The 18,421-nt window shown below is 56.8% G+C and carries 20 protein-coding genes; 12 read left to right on the forward strand and 8 right to left on the reverse strand.

Translation table 11 applies throughout. From position 1 onward, the window contains the following. The first annotated feature begins 22 nt into the window (after positions 1-22). On the forward strand, positions 23-1,369 hold the full coding sequence (aroA, locus tag ACR0NE_RS11805) for a 3-phosphoshikimate 1-carboxyvinyltransferase (RefSeq protein WP_170596951.1): 1,347 nt from the start codon (positions 23-25) through the stop codon (positions 1,367-1,369). Continuing rightward, complete coding sequence (gene cmk, locus ACR0NE_RS11810) at positions 1,366-1,980, forward strand: (d)CMP kinase (protein WP_170424395.1); 615 nt, start codon at positions 1,366-1,368, stop codon at positions 1,978-1,980. The genes aroA and cmk overlap by 4 nt, the downstream gene beginning before the upstream one ends. Positions 1,981-2,006: 26 nt before the next feature. Here cmk and ACR0NE_RS11815 read toward each other — a convergent pair whose 3' ends face one another. Continuing rightward, positions 2,007-2,483 carry a YHS domain-containing (seleno)protein gene (locus ACR0NE_RS11815; protein ID WP_170596952.1) on the reverse strand — a complete coding sequence of 159 codons (477 nt, stop codon included), beginning with the start codon at positions 2,481-2,483 and terminating at the stop codon, positions 2,007-2,009. A 219-nt stretch (positions 2,484-2,702) separates the two neighbouring features. Here ACR0NE_RS11815 and ACR0NE_RS11820 point away from each other — a divergent pair, with 219 nt between their 5' ends. From ACR0NE_RS11820 to ACR0NE_RS11860, 9 genes are all read left to right on the forward strand, one after another. Next, positions 2,703-3,239, forward strand: coding sequence for a hypothetical protein (locus ACR0NE_RS11820; protein WP_170397520.1), 537 nt, complete (start codon positions 2,703-2,705; stop codon positions 3,237-3,239). A 199-nt stretch (positions 3,240-3,438) separates the two neighbouring features. Further along, positions 3,439-5,124, forward strand: coding sequence for a tryptophan halogenase family protein (locus ACR0NE_RS11825; RefSeq protein ID WP_170596953.1), 1,686 nt, complete (start codon positions 3,439-3,441; stop codon positions 5,122-5,124). 336 nt (positions 5,125-5,460) lie between these two features. Further along, entirely contained in the window at positions 5,461-7,137 is a 1,677-nt protein-coding gene (rpsA, locus tag ACR0NE_RS11830) for a 30S ribosomal protein S1 (RefSeq protein WP_039532111.1), read from the forward strand. A gap of 270 nt (positions 7,138-7,407) precedes the next feature. After that, complete coding sequence (gene ihfB, locus ACR0NE_RS11835) at positions 7,408-7,692, forward strand: integration host factor subunit beta (RefSeq protein WP_050603110.1); 285 nt, start codon at positions 7,408-7,410, stop codon at positions 7,690-7,692. A 7-nt stretch (positions 7,693-7,699) separates the two neighbouring features. Further along, positions 7,700-8,050, forward strand: a complete 351-nt coding sequence (locus ACR0NE_RS11840; RefSeq protein WP_170397774.1) for a LapA family protein — start codon at positions 7,700-7,702, stop codon at positions 8,048-8,050. Positions 8,051-8,059: 9 nt separating this feature from the next. After that, positions 8,060-8,704 (forward strand): phosphoribosylanthranilate isomerase, encoded by a 645-nt coding sequence (locus ACR0NE_RS11845; protein WP_170596954.1) that lies wholly within the window; start codon positions 8,060-8,062, stop codon positions 8,702-8,704. A 45-nt stretch (positions 8,705-8,749) separates the two neighbouring features. Continuing rightward, positions 8,750-9,085 carry a hypothetical protein gene (locus ACR0NE_RS11850; RefSeq protein ID WP_170397511.1) on the forward strand — a complete coding sequence of 112 codons (336 nt, stop codon included), beginning with the start codon at positions 8,750-8,752 and terminating at the stop codon, positions 9,083-9,085. A gap of 67 nt (positions 9,086-9,152) precedes the next feature. Then, complete coding sequence (gene trpB, locus ACR0NE_RS11855; protein ID WP_170397508.1) at positions 9,153-10,400, forward strand: tryptophan synthase subunit beta; 1,248 nt, start codon at positions 9,153-9,155, stop codon at positions 10,398-10,400. Positions 10,401-10,451: 51 nt separating this feature from the next. Then, positions 10,452-11,084, forward strand: coding sequence for a class I SAM-dependent methyltransferase (locus ACR0NE_RS11860; protein ID WP_170596955.1), 633 nt, complete (start codon positions 10,452-10,454; stop codon positions 11,082-11,084). Here the strand turns inward: ACR0NE_RS11860 and ACR0NE_RS11865 are convergent. The 7 genes from ACR0NE_RS11865 to ACR0NE_RS11895 form a co-directional block, all read right to left on the reverse strand. After that, complete coding sequence (locus tag ACR0NE_RS11865; RefSeq protein ID WP_170397502.1) at positions 11,081-11,461, reverse strand: DUF2237 family protein; 381 nt, start codon at positions 11,459-11,461, stop codon at positions 11,081-11,083. The genes ACR0NE_RS11860 and ACR0NE_RS11865 overlap by 4 nt on opposite strands. 9 nt (positions 11,462-11,470) lie before the next feature. Next, positions 11,471-12,634 carry a serine hydrolase domain-containing protein gene (locus tag ACR0NE_RS11870; RefSeq protein ID WP_170596956.1) on the reverse strand — a complete coding sequence of 388 codons (1,164 nt, stop codon included), beginning with the start codon at positions 12,632-12,634 and terminating at the stop codon, positions 11,471-11,473. A gap of 72 nt (positions 12,635-12,706) precedes the next feature. Next, positions 12,707-13,390, reverse strand: coding sequence for an aminoacyl-tRNA hydrolase (pth, locus tag ACR0NE_RS11875; protein ID WP_170596957.1), 684 nt, complete (start codon positions 13,388-13,390; stop codon positions 12,707-12,709). A gap of 130 nt (positions 13,391-13,520) precedes the next feature. Continuing rightward, positions 13,521-14,174, reverse strand: coding sequence for a 50S ribosomal protein L25/general stress protein Ctc (locus ACR0NE_RS11880; RefSeq protein ID WP_170397494.1), 654 nt, complete (start codon positions 14,172-14,174; stop codon positions 13,521-13,523). Positions 14,175-14,428: 254 nt separating this feature from the next. After that, positions 14,429-15,595 carry an alpha-hydroxy acid oxidase gene (locus ACR0NE_RS11885; protein WP_170397492.1) on the reverse strand — a complete coding sequence of 389 codons (1,167 nt, stop codon included), beginning with the start codon at positions 15,593-15,595 and terminating at the stop codon, positions 14,429-14,431. Positions 15,596-15,759: 164 nt separating this feature from the next. Continuing rightward, positions 15,760-16,551, reverse strand: a complete 792-nt coding sequence (trpA, locus tag ACR0NE_RS11890) for a tryptophan synthase subunit alpha (protein WP_170511464.1) — start codon at positions 16,549-16,551, stop codon at positions 15,760-15,762. Positions 16,552-16,630: 79 nt separating this feature from the next. Beyond that, on the reverse strand, positions 16,631-17,116 hold the full coding sequence (locus ACR0NE_RS11895) for an acyloxyacyl hydrolase (protein ID WP_170511462.1): 486 nt from the start codon (positions 17,114-17,116) through the stop codon (positions 16,631-16,633). A gap of 202 nt (positions 17,117-17,318) precedes the next feature. Here ACR0NE_RS11895 and ychF point away from each other — a divergent pair, with 202 nt between their 5' ends. Continuing rightward, positions 17,319-18,416: a redox-regulated ATPase YchF gene (gene ychF, locus ACR0NE_RS11900; RefSeq protein ID WP_170511460.1), complete on the forward strand. Its 1,098-nt coding sequence runs from the start codon at positions 17,319-17,321 to the stop codon at positions 18,414-18,416. Positions 18,417-18,421 lie beyond the last annotated feature (5 nt).

Below are 18,421 nucleotides of genomic sequence, written 5' to 3' on the forward strand. Positions count from 1 at the left end.
GATAGCGAAAACAGGAGCCCCCATGTCCGGACACGGCACGCCCATCCCGATGACGTCGCAGCCTTGCGGCCCGCTGACCGGCACGGCAGAAGTGCCCGGCGACAAGTCGATCTCGCACCGATCGCTGATCCTGGGGGCAATGGCCGTTGGCGAAACCAAGATATCGGGCCTGCTGGAAGGCGAAGACGTTTTGGACACCGCGAAGGCTATGCGCGCTTTTGGGGCCGAAGTAACGGATCATGGCGGTGGCGAATGGTCGGTTCACGGTGTCGGCGTTGGTGGCTTTGCCGAACCCGATCAGGTGATCGATTGTGGCAATTCGGGCACTGGTGTGCGCCTGATCATGGGGGCGATGGCCACTTCTCCGATCACGGCGACATTCACCGGAGATGCCAGCCTGAACAAACGTCCGATGGCCCGGGTCACCGATCCGCTCGCTCTGTTTGGCACGCAATCTGTCGGCCGCGACGGTGGACGTCTGCCGATGACCATTGTCGGCGCTGCGGACCCCACCCCGGTGCGCTATGAGGTGCCTGTGCCGTCGGCGCAGGTGAAATCCGCCGTTCTGCTGGCAGGGCTGAACGCCCCCGGCCAGACCGTCGTAATCGAGAAAGAGGCCACCCGCGATCATTCCGAACGGATGCTTGCGGGCTTTGGTGCCGAAATCACGGTCGAGGACAAGGATGAGGGGCGCGTCATCACGCTGACTGGTCGGCCCGAGTTGAAGCCGCAGGTCATTGCTGTGCCGCGCGACCCGTCCAGTGCGGCCTTCCCGGTCTGTGCCGCGCTCATCACTCCCGGCTCGGATGTGTTGGTCCCCGGTATCGGCCTGAACCCGACACGTGCGGGCCTGTTCACCACGCTGCGCGAAATGGGTGCCGATCTGACTTACGAAAACGAGCGCGAAGAAGGGGGTGAGCCGGTTGCCGATCTACGCGCAAAATACTCGCCCAACATGAAGGGGATCAACGTCCCGCCCGAACGCGCGGCATCGATGATCGATGAATACCCAGTGCTGTCTGTCGTGGCTGCAAATGCGATGGGTACAACAATGATGGGCGGCGTGAAAGAGCTGCGCGTCAAGGAAAGCGATCGGATTGACGCGATGGCCCGTGGCCTGCGCGCCAACGGTGTGATCGTGGACGAGGGCGATGAATGGTGGTCAGTCGACGGCCTGGGCATCGGCGGCGTGCCCGGTGGCGGGACCTGCGAGAGTTTTCTGGATCACCGCATTGCCATGTCGTTCATGGTCATGGGGATGGGTGCTAAAAAGGCGGTTTCGGTGGATGACGGCGGACCGATCGCAACGTCGTTCCCGATTTTTGAGCCTTTGATGTCCGCGCTCGGTGCCAAGGTCGAGCGTACATGAGATTCACCGTAGCTATCGACGGCCCTGCGGCGGCGGGCAAGGGGACGATTTCCAAGGGCGTTGCCGCGCATTTCGGGTTTGCGCATCTGGATACCGGTCTTCTCTATCGCGCAGTGGGGCGTCGTATGCTGCAAGGTGAAGAACCGATTGCAGCGGCTGGGTCTCTGACAGCAGAAGAATTGCAGCAGGGCGATCTGCGTACGGCTGAGATCGCACAGGCGGCCTCGAAAGTTGCGGTCATTCCTGAAGTCCGAAGCGCACTCGTCGATTTTCAGCGGGCGTTTGCACGTCGCGCCGGAGGCGCCGTGCTGGACGGGCGCGATATTGGAACCGTGATTTGCCCAAACGCTGAGGTCAAACTGTTTGTCACCGCCAGTCCCGAAGTCCGGGCGGAACGGCGATATCTTGAGCTTTCGGCCAAAGGTTCGGACGTGTCACGCGAACAGGTGCTCGCGGATGTCAAAGAGCGTGACGCACGTGACGCGGGTCGCAGCACCGCACCGATGAAACCTGCAGATGACGCCGTGCAGCTTGATACGTCAAACCTGAGCATTGAGGCCGCGCTGGCACGGGCGCTCGAAACAATTGAACAGAACCTGCCCGCAGCCTGAAGTGGATGCGGACAGGTGTCCGTTAACTACAATTCACCAACTGCGATGCTCTTGATGTTGGTCCACTGGTCATCTGCGGTTTTAGCGGCGCCGGTGACGTCTTTCAGGAAAGCAGCGCGGGTATCAGCATTCAGGAACAGATACAGCTTGCCGTCTGCGATCAGGTACTGATCCGGGTCGCCGTCGAACTTTTTGCCAACAGACACCCCGAACGAACAATAGCCACCGTGCTGGGGCAAGTAGGCCGCCGGATTCGCCTCGAACGCTTCAAGGTTTTCCGCGCTGGTGAAGTAATAGGATGCGCCGTCATAAGTCGCCGAATGATTGGCGAAGCCTTCGACCGGATTGCCATTGTTGACAAGCGCGACCAGATCGACGCCATGGGCTGCCAGGGGTGCACCTGCCGCCGACAGGCCTTTGGAGACGTTGATTTCGTCTGCGGCAAAAGCCGGAGCTGCCAGGGCCAGAGTTGCGGCTAATGCAGTAAGTGCGAGCGATTTCATAGTGGGGGTCCTTTCCCTTTTTGGTTCAAGGCTCGGGTCCGCCCCAAGCCGATGTAACTAAGTTAGAAAAGGTTCTTCGGACGGGTAATCGCAGATAGGTCATGATACTTTGCAGATCGTTCAAAGATCAGGGCGTTTTGCAAAAACTGTTCACATAGCTTTGTTTGGCCACCTGTCCGATGGCCGCCTAAGCTTGTTGGACAACCGTAGGAGTGGCCCATGATCAGACTAGCCCTGTTTTTGTTCTTCCTTGCAGGTAGCGTAGCTGCGCAGCAATCAGACGCGCCGGTGCCCGAGGCCGAACCTCCGATGACTTACGAGCGTCTGGGAAAAATCATCTTTGCGCTAGATCCCGAGGCGCAACCGATCGGGCCGGGGTTTGAGTTGACGATATCTGATGTGACGGTGCTGGTTGTCACCGATACCAATGCTGACCGCATGCGGGCGATGGTCGCGATCGGCAGTGCTGCGGATTTGTCGCCAGCCGATTTGCAACGGATGATGCAGGCAAATTTCGACAGCACGCTGGATGCGCGCTATGCGATCGCAAATGGCACCTTATGGGCTGCGTTCATTCACCCGCTTTCGCTGTTGCAAAGGGATCAGTTGATCTCGGGTCTGGCCCAGACTGTGAATATCGCCAACACCTATGGCACATTGTACACCGGTGGTGCGGCGGAATTCGGAGGGGGCGACAGCCATGATCTGCAGCGTGAGCTGATCGAAGAACTTCTGAAGAAGGGTGAGGAAATCTGACACTTGTCCAAAGTAGGCGCATAGCCTGAATTCTGATGACGAATGTGCCTGCGACCATGGGTGTCATAGGCTCTAGCTGGATGCTTGAAAGCTGTTATAGTCTTCCCACAGCTAAATAAGGGAAAGCTGCTGTTAAATCCCCATCACTCAAAAAAAGGGGAGGCAGCTACAAAATCCCAAGCCAACAGGGACAAAAAATATGAATAATCGTTTGCGTAAGATCACCATCGTGGGTGGTGGTACGGCGGGTTGGATGACTGCGCTGATCCTGGACATGGTGTTCTCCCGCACGTCAGCACCCAAGGATCGCCCACGCATTTGCTTGATCGAAAGCCCCAACATCTCGACTGTGGGTGTCGGTGAAGCGACGGTGCCGCGTATGCCGGTCACGCTCCGTCAGGCGGGCATATCAGAGCGGGATTTCTTCCGCGAAACCAACGCATCGTTCAAGTTGGGAGTTAAGTTCTGCAATTGGAACAACGATGCCAAGGGCAATCGGATCGACTACGTAAACCCGTTTGCCCATGGTCAATTGCTGGAGGGGTTGGAGGCTGCCGAGTATTTTCTGCGTTTTGGTAACGGGGATCGGGATTTCACGCAGTCAATCTCACCGCATGATGATCTGGCCCGGTTGTGCAAGGGTGCGCGTCCTTTGGGTGCACCTGAATTCGAGCAGCGGTTTGGCTATGCTTATCATCTGGATGCCGTGAAGTTTGCGGGCATGCTGACAAAGGTCTGCGCCAAGCGCGGCGTAGAGCATATTCAAGACGAAGTGCAATCGGTCGAATTGGACGAGCAGGGCAATGTCAGTCACCTGATGTTAGAGCGCAAGGGCCGTCACGATATCGAGATGGTCATCGATTGTACCGGCTTCCGGGGGTTGATCATCAATCAAGCGCTGGGCGAGCCGTTCATGGACTATTCGGACTATCTGCCCAACGACCGCGCCATGGCCTTGCAGATCGAGCACCCTAACCCCGAAAAGATCGAAAGCGTTACACGCTCGACCGCGCTTGGTGCGGGTTGGACGTGGCGTGTGCCGCTCTACAATCGTGTAGGTACGGGATATGTGTATTCATCCGCGCATCGGACCGATGATCAGGCGGCGGACGAATATCTTGAGTGGTTGGGCCACAGCGGCAAGGGGCTGACACCGCGCGTGATCCCCATGCGTGTTGGTCGTGTACGCAATGCCTGGGTTAAGAACTGCTTGGCGATCGGTTTGTCTGGTGGATTTATCGAACCGCTTGAAAGTACCGCGATCCACATGATCGATCACGCGATCCGCTGGTTTGCCGAGCATCTGCCGACCCGCGATATCGAGCCCGTGCTGCGCAACCGATATAACCGGCAGATGAACAAGCTTTATGACGAGGTACTGGATTTTATCTGCCTGCACTACCGGTTGGGTAACCGCACCGATGATCAATATTGGATCGACGCCCGCACCGAGATGAAGATTCCGGATCGGTTGGCCGAGAACCTTGAGCTGTGGCAGCATCGTCTGCCGATGGAACACGATATCGAGTTTGCGACGCTGTTCAATTTCCGCGTCTATCAGACGGTTCTTCTGGGCAAACAGGTGTATGATACGGGCTATGGCGAAGGTATCCGTGATCGTCTGCGACCGCTGAAGAAACCGATTTGGTTCCAGTGGTGGAAGGGGGCAAAAATGGACCTTGCGCAGATCCTCAAGACCATGCCGGATCACAAAACCCTGCTGCGAGATATCCGGGGCGAGTTGGAGAAGCCTGCCTTTGGCAAGGCGGCAATGGGGCAGCCGACTGTCGCAATGCCGGGCGCGAAACCGGCACCCGTGGTGATCGAGAACATGCCAAACCTCGCTGAGATTCAAAGCGGCAAGAAGGATCTGCAACTGTTCTAGCGCCGCATGGTATCATTCGGCAGAACTAACAAAGAAGGCCGGGGATCGGATCGCGTTTGCTTCGATGCCCGGACCTGATGTTCGGATTTTGTGGGATTGGCCAGTGTTTAAGGGCTTTGCTCTTGCACATGACACGGAATCCGCCTATACGCGCGCTGTCTGAACAAGGGCGGTTAACGTCCGGATGACGTATCTGAGCAGGGCCGGGTTACCTCGGCCCTTTGTGTTTGTTAGCTCGGGCGCGTTCTGGATCACGCATTCAGGCATCATGAAACAAGACCGGCGGAGACAACCGCTCGGCCAGCAAAAACGTTATGTAAAGGAAAACAACGCCAAATGGCTAACGCATCCATGGAGGAATTCGAAGCCCTCCTGAATGAAAGCTTCGAAATGGACACACCCGAAGAGGGTTCTGTTGTCAAAGGCAAGGTTCTGGCGATCGAAGCCGGCCAAGCCATCATCGACGTAGGCTACAAAATGGAAGGCCGCGTTGATCTGAAAGAATTCGCAAATCCCGGCGAAGCCCCTGAAATCGCTGTTGGTGACGAGGTCGAAGTATACCTGCGCGCCGCAGAAAACGCCCGTGGCGAAGCCGTCATCTCGCGCGAGATGGCCCGCCGTGAAGAGGCATGGGACCGTCTGGAAAAAGCATATGCCGACGACCAGCGCGTCGAAGGTGCAATCTTTGGTCGCGTCAAAGGTGGCTTCACCGTCGATCTGGGTGGCGCAGTTGCGTTCCTGCCTGGCTCGCAGGTTGACGTTCGCCCCGTGCGCGACGCTGGCCCGCTGATGGGTCTGAAGCAACCGTTCCAGATTCTGAAAATGGACCGCCGCCGTGGCAATATCGTTGTTTCGCGTCGCGCTATCCTGGAAGAATCGCGTGCCGAACAGCGTGCCGAAGTCATCGGCAACCTGTCCGAAGGTCAGACCGTCGAGGGTGTCGTCAAGAACATCACCGAATACGGTGCATTCGTTGATCTGGGCGGCGTTGACGGCCTGCTGCACGTCACCGACATGGCATGGCGCCGTGTGAACCACCCGTCCGAGATCCTGACGATCGGCGAAACCATCAAGGTTCAGGTCATCAAAATCAACAAAGAGACCCACCGCATCAGCCTGGGCATGAAGCAGCTGCAGGAAGATCCGTGGGATCTGGTTGCTGCGAAATACCCGTTGGGCTCGGTCCATCAGGGTCGCGTCACCAATATCACCGACTACGGCGCGTTCGTCGAGCTGGAAGCCGGTGTCGAAGGTCTGGTGCACGTGTCCGAGATGTCCTGGACCAAGAAAAACGTCCACCCCGGCAAGATCGTTTCGACCAGCCAGGAAGTCGACGTCATGGTTCTGGAAATCGACGGCGCCAAGCGTCGCGTATCTCTGGGCCTGAAGCAGACCCAGCGCAACCCATGGGAAGTGTTTGCAGAAACGCACCCCGAGGGCACCGAGGTCGAAGGCGAAGTCAAGAACATCACCGAATTCGGTCTGTTCATTGGCCTCGAAGGCGACATCGACGGCATGGTTCACCTGTCCGACCTGTCCTGGGACGAGCGTGGCGAAGATGCGATCCAGAACTACCGCAAAGGCGACATGGTTTCGGCCGTCGTCTCGGAAGTTGACGTTGAGAAAGAGCGTATCTCGCTGTCGATCAAAGCCCTGGGCGGTGACAAGTTCGCCGAAGCCGTGGGCGGCGTGAAGCGTGGTTCGGTCATCACCGTCGAAGTGACCGCGATCGAAGATGGCGGCATCGAGGTCGAGTACGAAGGCATGAAGTCGTTCATCCGTCGTTCGGACCTGTCGCGTGACCGTGCTGAGCAGCGCCCCGAGCGTTTCTCGGTCGGCGACAAGGTCGACGTCCGCGTCACCAACGTCGACAGCAAGACCCGCCGTCTGGGCCTGTCGATCAAGGCACGCGAGATCGCCGAAGAGAAAGAGGCCGTGGAACAGTACGGTTCTTCCGACTCGGGCGCGTCGCTGGGCGATATCCTGGGTGCAGCACTGAAGTCGGGCGACTAAGTCCGGGACGTATCCCAAACATGAAATTCGGCCTCGCACCATGGTGCGGGGCCGTTTTTGTTGCGAATCAATATCTTCCAAATAGTCGGCTTAATTTGCCTATCGTTCGCGCATGAAGTGTGGAAATCAGGCCAACGGGCAAAAATTCGCGTGAGATTGTCGCAAAATGCCGCCTTTGCTGGCAGAGTATCCGTTCCCCCGATCCGGGTTTTTTCCTATACTGTCAGAACTATAGGCTTGTCACATCGTCCGCCTGGGAGGGTATTGCGTATGATCCGTTCAGAATTGATTCAGAAAATTGCCGACGAAAACCCGCATCTCTATCAACGCGACGTCGAGCGGATCGTGAATACCGTTTTTGAAGAAGTAACCGACGCCATGGCACGCGGCGACCGTGTCGAGCTGCGCGGTTTCGGCGCGTTTTCGGTGAAAAAGCGTGACGCACGTGTCGGCCGCAATCCTCGCACCGGTGAGACTGTGCAGGTTGAAGAAAAATGTGTTCCATTTTTCAAAACTGGCAAGTTGCTAAGGGACCGTTTGAACGGTAAAGCCTAGCCTCATGATGCGCTACATTCGTTATGCTTTTTTGGCTGCATTGGGGATCGTTCTGGTCTCGGTTTCGCTGGCCAATCGCCAAATTGTTGAACTTAAGCTTATGCCGGATGCTTTGTCCGAGTTGCTGGGGTTCAACCTGTCAACCTCCTTGCCGCTGTTTCTGGTCGTGCTGGGTGGGGTTGTTGCCGGCCTGGTCATCGGCTTCCTGTGGGAATGGCTGCGCGAGCATAAGCACCGCAAGGATGTGACCGTGAAGCAAGGCGAAGTGCGCAAGCTTGAGCGTGAAGTTAAGAAGCTCAAGAAAAAGCAGAATGAAGGTCAGGATGATGTGCTGGCCATTCTGGATGAGGCAAGCTGAGGCCCTACGATGCCCGCTGATATCCGAGTTAAAATCTGCGGCCTGACCGCCCCTGACCACGTGCGCGCTGCTTTGGATGCAGGCGCGGGTTATGTTGGCTTTGTGTTTTTCCCCAAATCCCCGCGGCATGTTGAGCCCCAGACAGCTGCGACATTGGCACAGGAGGTGCCTGCGGGCGTCGCCAAGGTGGCGCTGACAGTTAACGCGACGGACGAGGATTTGGACCACATTCTTTCGATCGTGCCTCTGGATATGTTGCAACTGCATGGCAAAGAAAGTCCTGAGCGTGTGCAGCAAGTGCGAGACCACTTCGGCCTGCCAGTAATGAAGGCCATTGGTGTGGCCGAGGCCGAAGACCTCGCGGCCATCGATCTCTATTCAGATGTGGCGGATCAGCTGTTGATCGACGCAAAGCCACCGCGAAACGCGGAGCTGCCTGGTGGTAACGGTTTGTCTTTTGATTGGCGCCTGCTGGCAGGTCGTAAATACTGGCGTAGGCCATGGATGCTGGCCGGAGGTCTGACCCCCGACAATGTCGCAGTAGCGGTGCGAATGACCGGCGCACAGCAGGTGGATGTCTCATCCGGCGTCGAAAGCTCTCCGGGTGTCAAGGATGCCGGGCTGATCCGCGCCTTTATCGACGCGGCAAGTTGATCTGATCTGCACGAACCTGCGTATCTCCTCAAAATGGGGGAGAGCATGCTGGCAGTGATCGGCGGAGTTTCACTTAAACGATGGTATCACGGGCCCGAGTTCTTCTGGCGCGCTCATCAGTCCTTGCGGCAGGCACGCGGTGACGCGCTGTGCCTGCATGCCGAGGTATTTGTGCGTCAAGGCTGTTATTTTTCATACACAGTCTGGCATGATGTCGAAGCTATGCTGACATTCGCACATTCCGGCCCTCATCGCCGTGTAGTACGCGCGTCGACCCGTCTGGCCGATATCAATGTGTTCTGTCAATTTCCCTGCATTGCTGTTCCAAGTCGAGTTCAGGCACTTCAGGTGTGGGAACAGCGCGCTCAGGCGGCAGAATGATACGTTTTGCGATGGCAAATCACTCCGTCACCTCCTATGAACATCGGGTACGACGAGGGAGACTTCCATGGCCAACGATCTTTTTAATTCCTTCATGTCCGGCCCCGATGAACAAGGCCGCTTTGGCATCTTCGGCGGGCGCTTTGTCAGCGAAACGCTGATGCCGCTGATACTGTCACTGGAAGAGGAATATGACAAAGCCAAGGATGACCCCACATTTTGGGCCGAGATGGACGATCTGTGGGCAAACTACGTGGGCCGCCCTTCGCCGCTCTACTACGCGGAACGCCTGACCGAACATCTGGGCGGCGCAAAGATTTACTTGAAGCGTGACGAACTGAACCACACCGGCGCGCATAAGATCAACAATGTGCTGGGCCAGATCATTCTGGCGCGGCGCATGGGAAAGACCCGGATCATCGCCGAGACCGGGGCAGGGCAGCACGGCGTGGCCACAGCCACCGTCTGCGCCAAGTTCGGCCTGAAGTGCATTGTCTACATGGGTGCCCATGACGTTCAGCGCCAGGCCCCGAACGTGTTCCGTATGCGCCTGCTGGGAGCCGAAGTGATCCCGGTGACATCCGGCAGGGGTACGCTGAAAGATGCGATGAATGACGCACTGCGCGACTGGGTGACCAATGTGCGCGATACCTTTTATTGCATCGGCACCGTTGCTGGCCCGCATCCTTACCCGGCGATGGTACGCGACTTCCAGTCGATCATCGGCAAGGAAGCCAAGGAACAGATGCAAAAGGCCGAGGGCCGTTTGCCCGACACCATCATCGCCGCCATCGGAGGTGGTTCGAATGCGATGGGCCTGTTCTACCCGTTCCTCGACGACAAGGATGTGAATATCATCGGTGTTGAAGCGGGCGGCAAGGGCGTGAACGAGAAGATGGAGCATTGCGCCTCATTGACCGGAGGTCGTCCGGGCGTGCTGCACGGCAACCGCACTTATCTGCTGCAGGATGATGACGGGCAGATTCTCGAAGGCTATTCGATCTCGGCCGGTCTGGACTATCCTGGCATTGGCCCCGAGCATTCCTGGCTGCACGACATCGGTCGCGCCAACTATGTCTCGATCACGGATAAAGAAGCGCTTGAAGCGTTCCAGTTGTGCTGCGCCACCGAAGGTATCATCCCTGCGCTGGAGCCCTGCCATGCGCTGGCGCATGTTATGAAAATCGCGCCGGAATTGCCCAAGGACCACCTGATCTGCATGAATATGTGTGGCCGGGGGGATAAGGATGTGCAGACCGTCGCACGGTACCTGAACTTTGATATGTCGGATACCGAAGGTCGCGCAGCGGACTGATCAGGCCCAACAGGCTTTGCGCCTTTGAGGAACTGTGCCAGTTTGCATTGCATGTGCAGTGTTTCCTCAAAGGCCGGACCCGACCGACTTGACCAGAAATACGATCAGGCCGCCCCGGGCTGGGCAGACAAGATGCGTCTGCTGGGGTATTTCGATGCCTATCTGGGTTTTCTATCCTCGGACCCGCAGGTCGAATTGGGCCGTAACGCACTGGATATCGGGTGCGGTACGGGAGCCTTTGCCGAAGCACGCGCCGTGATCCGGCGCGAAGGGCATGTGACGCTTTTGGAACCTTCGGCCCGAATGCTGCAACTGGCAGGGTCAGCGTTGCAACGGCGCGGTGGAAACGCCGAGACTGTCCAATCGCGCTTGGAAGAGTTCCATCCGGCATCCCGTTTTGACTGCCTGTTGGCTGCGCATGTTCTGGAGCATTGCGTTGATCCGACAGAAGCTTTGCGCCGCATGCGCGATCTGGCTGAACCGGGTGCAACGCTTTGGTTGGTTGTCAGCAAGCCACATTGGTGTAATGTGATCATCTGGTTCCAATGGCGGCACCGAACCTATCGACCGGATATTGTGGCGGAGATGCTCGCGCGTTCGGGCTGGGATCTGCAGGCCGAGCATGGCTTTCCAACCGGGCCGCCGTCGCGCACGTCTCGCGGATATCGGGCGATCGCCATCTAGTGCTCGTCTTCAGCGCGCTGCATTTTTAGAATATGGAGAGGTACGATATCCAGCGCCCTCTGGTGCGTGGCTTCAAGGTGCACCTTGGGCGCGCATCCCTCGTCATGGGCTTGCAAAAAGCGCCCCGCACACAAGCACCAGCGATCACCAGGCTTGAGCCCAGGAAAATCGAATTCAGGCCGGGGTGTGCTCAGGTCATTTCCGACATATTTCGAATATGCCAGAAACTCTGCCGTCATCACGGCGCAGACCGTATGGCTTCCCTGATCCTCGGGGCAGGTGTTGCAGGCGCCGTCGCGAAAGAAACCGGTTAATGGTTTGCGCGAGCAAGGCGCGAGCACGCCGCCCAGAACATTGATGCTGTCTTGCTTCTGCATGATGGTATCTTACAGGCTTCGCGCAATTTTGCGGAACATTTCTATGTTCTGCTCACCGACACCGGGATCGCGGAACTTTCGGTCTGCGCCCGTCGTGACAATCAGAACACCACGTGGCTGGTCGAAGTAAATGTACTGCCCATACACGCCCCGCGCCATGAATTCACCTTCATGGGCACCGATCGGAATCCACCATTGATAGCCATACCCTATCTTGCCCGGTTCGGTCGGTGCGCTTGGCCAAGTAGCGGCGTCGATCCAATCCGCGGGTACAATCTGCAGTCCATCGCGTTCGCCATCCTGCAAAATCAACTGCCCGAACCGGGCAAAATCGCGCGTTGTGAAGTTGAGACCACCCAGAACAAATGCAACGCCTGCTCCATCGGTGATGTAGTAGCCTTCTCGCTCCAATCCCAGCGGTGTGATCACTTTCTCGGTCAGTAACTCTGCAACGCTGCGTCCTGTTGCCCCCCGGATGACCATTCCGATCACATGAGTATCGATCGACACATATTGCCATGTTTCACCCGGCGCGACGAAACTGTCCTTCAACGAAGCCGCGAAGTCGTCCAACTCACCTCCCAGCGCCACGACGCGGCCCATGCGATTGATGTCGGAATTATAGTCCAGATAATCCTCGTCAAAGGTCACGCCGCTGGCCATGTTCAACACGTTGCGGATCGTGGCGGTCTCATAGGCGCTGCCCTTGAGGTCAGGTGCGTATTGCACAACCGGATCGTCGAGCGAGTTGATCGCGCCTTCATCCAGCAAAATACCGAACAAGGCAGACAGATAGCTTTTAGCAATTGACCACGAGATCCTGCGATCATCCGGCCCGGTGTCCAGATAGTATTCTTCGAAACGAATTTCTCCGTCCTGCATCACCAACAGGGATGTTACCGAGCGATCTTCGATCCACTGTTCTGTTCCATCGGGAAGATCGAAGCCAGGCCCATACGGCAGCTCCCAGGTCGGGCCATCGCCACGCGGCAGAGTGACCGTCAGAAAGGCTTCGTCCATATGCGAAAAGTTGTGGACGATCTTTTCTTCTGAAAACAGCGAATTCACCGCCATCAGGCGCTGGATTTCCTCGCGTTTCCAAAATCCGACAACCGCCGCTGCCAATGCCAAGGTCAACAGGATACGCAGCAGCCATCTGAGCGCTGTTTTCATTCGACACCTCCCTTTGCCTCTGACATTGGACTTTGGCCTGAGGCTTTGCGCAAGCGCAACGTTGCGGAATGATTATCTGAATTTATCCAGCAGCTTTTGCATGGCCGAACGCTCATCGGGCGCTGAAACGGCTTCGGCGGCAGCTTTGGGGGGCGTTTCAGGTTTAGTGGGCTGCTTCGATGATCTGGGTGGAGCAGTGCGCAGGGCAACGGCATTCATGAATTTCCCGCTTTCGTCATCGGCAAGATAGGTGGCACCGTCCGAGACGCCGCGCAGCACGTCATCCAGCCAGTCCGCATCCGCCTTTGCAAAGTCGCTTAGAACATAAGGCGAGACCATTTCTTTGCGGCCCGGATGACCGATACCCAGCCGCACGCGATCATAGGCCGGGCTGATATGGTCGTGGATCGACCGCAACCCGTTATGGCCTGCGTGGCCACCGCCTGCCTTAACGCGCACTTTACCGGGTGCCAAGTCCAGCTCATCATGAAAGACGGTCACGTCCGTCGAGTCGAGCTTGTAGAAGCGCATTGCCTCTCCCACCGATTGGCCTGAGCGGTTCATGAAGGTTTGCGGCTTGACCAGCAGCACTTTTTGGCCGCCTAGACGTCCTTCGGCAATTTCAGCCTGGAACTTGGACTTCCACGGACCAAAGTTGTGATCTTCGGCAATTCGCTCCAACGCCATGAAGCCGATATTGTGCCGGTTGCGAGCGTATTTTGATCCCGGATTTCCCAAACCGACAAACAGTTTCATCGCTTTGTCCCTTACAGTCTCGCGTCGTTATCTCATTGCATGGATCAGGGGATGTTTTCCAGCCCCGTACACGCAAAAGAAAACGGGGCCCCAGATGGCGCCCCGTTTCAAATCTGGATTTGATCCGGATTTATTCTTCTTCCTGGCCGATGACTTCAACTTCATCTGCAGCCACTTCTTCCTCATCACCCTCTTCGTCGTCGCTGGTCGACAGACCGGTGGGGGCCGAGACGTTGGCGATCACGAAGTCACGATCGATGGTGGGCTTGGTGCCTTCGGGCAGCACAACCGAAGAGATGGTGACAACGTCGTTGATTTCCATGCCGGTCAGATCAACGGTGATCTTCTCAGGAATGTCACCAGCGGTGCAGAGCAGTTCAACCTCGGGGCGGACAACGGTCAGAACGCCACCCTTTTTGATGCCGGGGGCTTCTTCTTCGTTGATGAATTCAACGGGGATGAACAGTGCGATCTTGGTGGTCCGACGCAGGCGCATCAGGTCCAGGTGGGTCGGCAGGTCTTTGACAACATCACGCTGGACATCGCGGCAGATGACGCGCACGTCTTCGTGACCTTCGACTTTCAGGTTCCACAGGGTCGACTTGAACCGGCCTGCTTTCAGGCGCTTGAACAGTACGTTGAACGGGATCTGGATCGGCAGCGGCTCTTTATCGCCACCAAAAACAATGCCCGGAACCATGCCATCGCGGCGTGCTTGACGAGCGGCGCCCTTGCCTGTCCCCGTCCGTTCCAGAGCTACGAGATCAGGAATCTCTCCAGCCATGATAATTCTCCAATGTTAGGGCGGGCATCCTCCAAGGCTGTATGCCCGCGTGAAGCCGCGTCCTTAGCTTGATTCAGTTGGTTTGGAAAGGGCTTTTTGTAGCCCGAGAAATTTTGCGAGGCTCTGCCTCGCGCTCCGAGGTATTTACGGCCAGATGAAGGACGGATCCTCTGCTTCATCTGGCTGCAAGTACCTTGAACGAGACGCTCAATGGGCGGCCATGCGGCGTCTCCATCTACGTGGGAGGCGTAGGATCAAGCCTGCCAGCGACCGCCAAAGTCTTCGGGGACTAGAAGATTGTGGCGCCCAAGATCGGCTACGTTACGTTCACCGCAAAGTGCCATCGTTGTATCGAGCTCTTTCTGGATCACTTCCAATGCCGTTGTCACGCCTTTCTGACCCATTGCACCTAGCCCATAGACAAAGGCGCGACCAATAAAGGTGCCTTTGGCCCCAAGCGCCAGAGCTTTCAGCACGTCTTGCCCTGAACGGATGCCGCTATCCAGATGCACTTCGACATCACTGCCGACGGCATCCATGATCTCGGGCAGAACCCGGATCGAACTGAGCGCGCCATCCAGCTGCCGTCCACCATGGTTTGAGACAACAATTGCATCTGCGCCCAGCTTGGCAGCCATTTTGGCATCCTCGGCATCGAGTATGCCCTTAAGGATCACCTTGCCGCCCCATTGTTCCATCAGCTTCTCGACTTTGCCCCAGTCGAGGCTGGGATCGAATTGCTCGGCGGTCCATGTGCCGAGCGAGCGTGTATCTGTGATGCTATCGACATGACCGACGATATTCCCGAATTCTCGGCGCTTGGCACCTAGCATCTCGATGCCCCAGGCCCATTTCGTCATCAGGTTGGCGATGGTTTTGGGGGTCAGCTTTGGCGGCGCAGATAGGCCATTTTTCAGGTCCTTGTGTCGTTGGCCAAGGATTTGCAGATCAAGCGTAATGACAAGGGCCGAGCATTTCGCATCCTTCGCGCGCTGGATAAGTCGCCCGACATAGTCCTGATCTTTCATGGTGTAGAGCTGAAACCAGAAAGGGGCCGAAGTGTTTTCAGCGACATCTTCGATCGAATTGATCGACATGGTCGACAGTGTGAAGGGTACACCAAAGGCTTCGGCGGCTTTGGCCGCTTTGATCTCGCCATCCGCGTGTTGCATTCCTGTCAGGCCTACCGGAGCCAATGCAACGGGCATGGATACATCCTGCCCGATCATCTGCGATGCGGTCGAGCGCCCTGTCATGTCTACGGCGACCCGTTGGCGCAGGCGGATATCTTCGAAATCCGACGTGTTCTCGCGGAAGGTTTGTTCGGTCCAGCTGCCGCTTTCTGCATAGTCAAAAAACATGCGCGGAACGCGACGCTCATAGATCCGTTTGAGGTCTTCGATATTGGTAATGACTGGCATTGATCAGGTTCTCGCAGGATTGGTTAAGTTTCTTTACCAATTATTTTGAAACACTGCAATGCCCGCTTGCTGCGGTTGGTTGCCGCGTGGTCAAAACAAAAAAACACCGCAGTAGGCGGCGCGCTTGCTGCGGTGAAGAACCATCTGAAAATGGAAAGAAATTGTTAGGCGGAGTGCGCGCCATCTGACAGTGTTTTGACAAAATCCAGAACCTCGGTCACCGGTTTTCCGGAACCGATCTGGCTGACAATGGCAGATCCAACTACCGCGCCATCGGATACACTCGCGATGTTGCGAGACTTTTCTGGCGTATTGATGCCGAAACCGACGATCACGGGCAAATCAGTTGCAGCTTTGATCCGAGCGACCTCGGGCCCAACATCGGTTGCCTGCGCTTCAGCAGCACCGGTTATGCCGGTAATCGATACATAATACACAAATCCGGATGTGTTTTGCAGTACGCGAGGCAAGCGTTGGTCATCGGTCGTCGGCGTCGCCAAGCGGATGAAGTTCAGCCCTGCAGCTTGCGCGGGCAGACAAAGCTCTTCGTCCTCTTCGGGGGGCAGGTCGACGACGATCAGCCCGTCGATCCCCGCTGATTTTGCATCTGCCAGAAATTTCTCGACACCTCGGCTGTAGATCGGATTGTAATATCCCATCAGCACGATCGGTGTGGTGTCATCGGATTCACGAAAGGCGCGGGCCAAATCCAGAGTGCGTTGCAATGTCATTCCACCATCCAACGCCCGTTGGCCAGCAGCCTGAATGGTCGGGCCATCGGCCATCGGATCGGTAAAGGGCAGGCCCAACTCGATGACGTCGACACCTGCGCCGGGCAAACCCTTCACGACCTCCAGCGATGTGTCGTAGTCGGGATCCCCGGCCATGACATAAGCTACAAATGCCTTTTTGCCCTGTTCCTTCAGGGCGGCGAATTTGGCGTCGATACGGGTCATCGGAAATCCTTGCACTCGGGTTTGGACCTGATGTGCAGAAACTTTCGCTGAAAATCAATCCCGCTTGGTGGGCTTCCGATCAGAAGGCGTAATGGTATCTCAGCAAAAGTGCGTTTACGCCTGGGTTGTCTTCCTGCGTGCTGGCGTTGGATATATGAGTGATAGCGGCAGACAGTTTGTTGCCGCTTTCCAGCGTATAGCCAAGGCCCAGTAAGCTACGTATCTGAAAACTGCCGCCCAGATCATTCAGTTCGTTGGATTCACTATAGTATCCCGGCATGACACTGCCCTCGATGAACCAACGGTCCGCAAAAGTGTAAAGCCCGATCAGGCCCGCGCCAACATGCGTGTCACCGTCGGTATCAACAGACAGGGCCGCACCCCAGGTGGCGCTGAAACGGGTCGCTTCGTAGAAAGAGCGATGCTGGTATTCCAGCGAAACAATCGCCTGATCTTCGCTCTCAGCGCTGGAATAATCTGCGTAGCCTGCTCCGAAAATGATGGATTGGGCTTGTGCTGCAGTAGCGGCTGTCAGCGCAAAAGCCAGAATAACAAGGGATTTCATTTTTACCTACTATGTCCGTCGTTCGTTGGTATTGGTTTTATTGAGGAATGTAGGTGCATGTTTTCAATGGACGCAAGAACACAAATCGATGTCGATTTTGTGATGTGGCAGAATAGACTCGCGGCAGTGTTCAGGCACTTTGCCTTGCGCATTGCACCGGACCTGCCTAGAAGCGGCGCTCGAATGGTATCAGGAGGCCGTCATGGGCTTTAAAATGGGAATCGTGGGTTTGCCGAATGTTGGCAAGTCGACTCTCTTCAACGCACTGACCAAAACTGCGGCAGCTCAGGCGGCGAATTTCCCGTTCTGCACCATCGAACCCAATGTGGGGGATGTCGCCGTTCCTGATGACCGGCTGGATAAACTGGCGGCGATTGCGTCCTCGAAACAGATCATCCCGACGCGCATGACCTTTGTGGATATCGCTGGTCTGGTGAAGGGCGCTTCGAAAGGCGAGGGGCTGGGCAACCAGTTTCTGGCAAACATTCGCGAGACCGACGCGATTGCCCATGTGCTGCGTTGTTTCGAAGATGGTGACGTGACCCATGTGGATGGCCGCGTTGATCCGGTGGCCGATGCCGATACGATCGAGACCGAGCTGATGCTGGCCGATCTGGAAAGCATCGAAAAGCGTCGCGCCAATCTGGTGCGCAAGCTGAAGGGCAATGACAAAGAAGCGCAACAGCAGGACCGCCTGCTGGCCGAGGCGCAGGAGATGCTGGGAAACGGCAAGCCAGCGCGTCTGGTTGAAGTGTCTGATGAAGACGCCAAGGCATGGAAAATGCTGCAACTTCTGACCACCAAGCCGGTGCTTTATGTCTGCAACGTGTCCGAAGAAGAGGCCGCCGAAGGCAACGAGTACTCTGCCAAAGTCGCTGAGATGGCTGCCGCGCAAGGTAATGCTCATGTCATTATCAGTGCCAAGATCGAGGAGGAGATCAGCCTTCTGGAAGACGACGAGGCACAGATGTTCTTAGAGGAAATGGGTCTGGAAGAGCCCGGCCTCGACCGTCTGATCCGCGCGGGCTACGACTTGCTTAAGCTGGAAACCTATTTCACCGTCGGCCCGAAAGAGGCCCGGGCCTGGACCATCCGCACCGGCACCGCCGCACCACAGGCCGCAGGTGTCATCCACGGAGACTTTGAGAAGGGCTTCATCCGCGCCGAGACTATCGCCTATAACGACTACATCGCTGCCAATGGCGAACAAGGTGCCAAAGAGGCGGGTAAGATGCGGGCCGAAGGGAAGGGCTACATCGTCAAGGATGGCGATGTGATGCACTTTTTGTTCAACACCTGAGAAGC

The sequence above is a fragment of the Ruegeria sp. C9 genome (genome assembly GCF_056537585.1).